The sequence below is a fragment of the Parendozoicomonas sp. Alg238-R29 genome (assembly GCF_947331445.1).
Classification (GTDB): Bacteria; Pseudomonadota; Gammaproteobacteria; order Pseudomonadales; family Endozoicomonadaceae; genus Sansalvadorimonas.
The window spans coordinates 1-3,943 of the sequence record NZ_CAMZOG010000155.1 but is presented as its reverse complement, the minus strand read 5'-3'; the positions used below and the strand labels follow the sequence as shown (position 1 = coordinate 3,943).

The following is a 3,943-nucleotide window of genomic DNA, read 5'->3' as shown; positions in this document are numbered from 1 at the left end:
ATAACCTGCACTGGGTACTGGATGTTTCGTTCTCCGAAGATGCTTGCCAGGCTAAAGCGGGAAATAGTGCTGAGAACTTATCGATTCTCAGGCGTATAGCATTGAATACGATCAAGAAAAACAAAGGTAATAAAAGCATTAAGAGGCACCGGAAAATAGCAGGCTGGAACCATGAGCATTTGGAAATGCTTCTTTGCTCTATCGTACTAGATTGATGCAATCGCCCTGCCGCTTTCCACGATGATAACGAGCAGCATTCAGTGTTAGTAAGATTCCCAGAGGGTAATAACACTGGCTGGATAACCGATGTGCTCTCATCCAATAACGGATTCACGGGTTCCATAAAGAAACTGTCACCCTTTTCAGCCTGCTCCTTAGACTTCATAAGTGATGTACTAAATGATTCTGATCTGCTGGCCGAGGATGACCCGATAGCGGTTTCAATATGTAACGACCTTCAAGTTAACGTTCTAGGTTCCGGGAATCTCATCGCGGCCCCCCTCAGTCAGAACACTGGATATCTCTTAGTGGATCACGGCATCAGTCAGGGAACAGCAAAACCCGATATCTGGATAAACAGTGTCGCAGATAATGAAGCATTGTCTCTAGAATGGCTTACTAAAGTTACAAGCCTGTTAGTTCCAGGCCCAGAACTGGGAGCCTGGCGCTTACTGTCTTCCGCGCGCTCCACAGGGTACCGTATGCTAACCAGAGCCTGGATAAACTCACTGACTGAAAGAAAACATAATTCTGTTTTTCGTAAAGATAAGCCGAAAGTTACACCCGCAACAGGTACTGGTTCGGCACCGGTTGTTTCTTCTACGCCTGAAGCCCCTCCTCCCCCTTCTAAACTAAATAAGCAAACGTCTAAGGCGACTACGGACAATCCCTTAGGCAAATTGAGCAGCACTGATCGTTCTTTAATGCGGCACCCATTAAGAAAGACTTCAAAAAGCTAATCATCGTTAACATTAAATTAAGCCGGAGATTTCAGGCTCTCCGGCTTTACTTTATTCACTGCCGCGTTTTCCAGATAGAACCTATAGCATTGACCAGTATCCTGCCAACGTTATGCAGGTTATCGCGTTAGGCAAATCAAACTCCGACGCAATTTCCATAATATCTATAGTTACCAGTTTTTTTCACTCGCTACAGCCCGCAGCCTTCAGATATTGACAGGGGCAGTTTCCCAAAGGATAAAATCTCTGGAAAACCGTTTGAGCTAATCGGTGCTGATTCGAAGCATCCGCAGATCAGGTTTAACTACCGAGACTCTTTCAGCAGCCCCGGTCACCTCCTTTGATTGCGATGACAATCTGGCTTCAAAATTCATCTCCGAATACAATGTTTCGATCAGTGATATCGACTCCCACTACTTTCATGATTCTCACTCTGCAAACCTAACGGGCGGTTACCCAACATATTGTATCTATATAGTAGTATCGGTGAGCACTTAGTCATGCCACTTGTATTAGTAGAAACACAAGTGGCACCAAGATTCAGAGACGAGAATTTTTATCGCTGGATAGTTGCCTGGAGAATACGTTAAACAGGAGGTAGGTCTGCATTAAGACCTACCATTACCTATGGGAATATCCTGACACTCAAAAGGTTTTACACCCTGAATACAGACAATATTAATACTGTATTCTTCTGGTGTTCGCACACATGGCAGGCTCACTATACGGTCTGATCGAGCCAACGTAAAAACGTTTCAGGCTCGGGGCGCAGACGATAATTATCCGTCTGGTCGGCCGCAATAACCTTACCGTCAGCATCCGCCAGTATGACTGTTGGATAGACCGTATCGGAATCATAACCAGCGGCCTGCAAACCGCTCGGTAGTCCTGCTTTGTGAGCGATTCCCAACGCATCGGCAACCTGATTATTCTTATCAACCAGAAACTCAAGGGGCGCATCAAACTTGTCAGCCAGTTTGAGAGTCTGGTTATGGGACTGAGAGGAGATCATCAGGAGGTTTACACCTCTCTCCTTTAATGCCTGATAGCCTTTCGCGACTTCCCGGATTTGAGCCATACATAAGGGGCACCAGTTGCCCCGGTAAAACATCATCAGAACCGGCTGACCTCGAAAATCAGTCAAAGACACGGTCTGACCACCCGCAGTTTCAAATGATAATTCAGGAAGTCTTTTCCCCTTTTCCAATACAACAGAGTGCCCACGTCCAAGGCGGGAATACCAGTACACATAAGCCAACAATCCAGCTGTAACAAACAAAGCCACTATTTTAACCACCCATTCGCCAACCCAGAGTGAAGCGACTAACCCCAAGAAGGTTGGAATCTGGATATGAAGAAGGGAGTGACTGGTACGGGCAGTCGAGGTAAGAAACAAGTGTACAAAAAAGAACAGCCCTGGCGCTGAAGCCACCAGCAAAGCAACGTAACTCATGTCATTGGTGTGCCAGAGCTGATAACCACTCCAACCAAAGGCAACAACCAAAAAGGTAATATAAGCGCTCACAAACAGGGATTTTATGCGATTCATAACGACTCTTTATTATTATATTTGGCACAACTTTCTGTAACTACGTGGCTTTTATTAAAGTGGATTCACCACATAAGGTGATTATTCACAAAAACCCTCCACACTTTCATGAAAGTATTTCAAACCCTGCTCAAACCTTCCATGAAGAAACTGCTGGTTAGCTCCTGAGCGCAATCCTTTCTGAATATCTATTGCCATGGAAAAATCTTCTTCCAGAGCGGCATATAGAATGTCATTATTTTTCCGGAAGTACTTAATACCCTTTTCAGTTGGTTCTTCCGGCAGCAAGGTAAAATTGATCAATTTAGTGTGTTCAATGCCATCGGGAAAAACAATGGACACATTGATGTGATCTGGCTCAATCAGAATTAAGGTGTTAGGGAAAAACGTGTAGAGCATATTACCATGTTCACAGAGCTGCCATTCACTTCTTGGTTTATCTCTTAGAGAAACAATACTCTTTTTCGGATACAGATTTCGCTGCTGGCAACCGAAGCGCTCATAAATCCCAACAGTATCCAGAAACATCGCATCAATGGTGTTTCTGTGGGTTTTTCTGACATGGTAATTTTCCAGAAAAGTATCAATAGCCAGCTTCCAGTTAATTGGCCGGTGAAAATCAACCGGATCAAAAACTGTATGTGAACTTGTTCCATAGCTGGAGAAATCCGCATTGAATTGCTCCCCCAGAAATTCTTCAACAGATCGGTTAAACTGCGTAGCGGTTTCATAGCGCCGAAAAGGTGCGAGTCGCACCCAGAGAAAACCCAGATGATCACTGACAGGCAACTCAGTAAGATTGTTACAACCATCGGGCATGCCCCGAAAACCGTCCTTATGGGGAACTCCCCGTAAGCTGCCATCGGTATCATAGGTCCAAGCATGGTAGTGGCACACCAACACCCGCAAATCGCTTCCCTTTTCATCTCGTACAAGGCGTCCGCCACGGTGCTTGCAAACATTCATGAAGGCTTTCAGCTCTCCGGTTTGTCGACGCAGCACAACCACTGGCACACCGCAGATATCATGGGTTATAAAATCACCGGGAGCAGGAAGTTGGCTCACATGCCCCACAATCATCGGCAGCTGTCGAAAAAGGTTCTCCTCCTCTGAGTGAAACTGCTTCTCATCCCGGTACAAGGCAACATCAATAGCTGAACAATGCTCAGCCATATCTGTGGTTTTATCGGTTTCCAGCTGCAGAACCCTGTCGATCAGCCGGTGTTGCTCTTCAAGCTGCATGGGACATCCTTGCAATAGATAGATTCATGATTTACCCAATATAAAACACGGATTGCCGCCGAGACAGTGATCAGAACGTTTTATTGGTAGGCCATTTTGATAAGAGAAAAACTTTACCTGATTACCACTGTAAGTCAGCCAGCTTAAGAAGCCTTTCTGGCATTGGGCACGTACGTGCTGCCATGTAGCCAAG

General features: G+C 45.5%; 2 protein-coding genes and 1 pseudogene. 1 reads left to right on the top strand and 2 read right to left on the bottom strand.

Features of this window, described 5'->3' with window-relative positions; all coding sequences use genetic code 11:
- A pseudogene (locus QMA35_RS20935) lies at positions 1-119 on the top strand (ISAs1 family transposase); the annotation flags it as partial.
- A gap of 1,561 nt (positions 120-1,680) precedes the next feature.
- Here QMA35_RS20935 and QMA35_RS20930 read toward each other — a convergent pair.
- Together QMA35_RS20930 and QMA35_RS20925 are read right to left on the bottom strand one after the other, a co-directional pair.
- A complete protein-coding gene (locus tag QMA35_RS20930) occupies positions 1,681-2,508 on the bottom strand; it encodes a peroxiredoxin family protein (protein WP_281649088.1) in 828 nt (275 codons plus the stop codon).
- 81 nt (positions 2,509-2,589) lie between these two features.
- Entirely contained in the window at positions 2,590-3,750 is a 1,161-nt protein-coding gene (locus tag QMA35_RS20925; RefSeq protein ID WP_281649087.1) for an aromatic ring-hydroxylating dioxygenase subunit alpha, read from the bottom strand.
- Positions 3,751-3,943: the final 193 nt, after the last annotated feature.

Bases quoted from the DNA above. Each gene is read 5' to 3' on its own strand.
- QMA35_RS20930 (WP_281649088.1), bottom strand. From the start codon at position 2,508: ATGAATCGCATAAAATCCCTGTTTGTGAGCGCTTATATTACCTTTTTG.
- QMA35_RS20925 (WP_281649087.1), bottom strand. From the start codon at position 3,750: ATGCAGCTTGAAGAGCAACACCGGCTGATCGACAGGGTTCTGCAGCTG.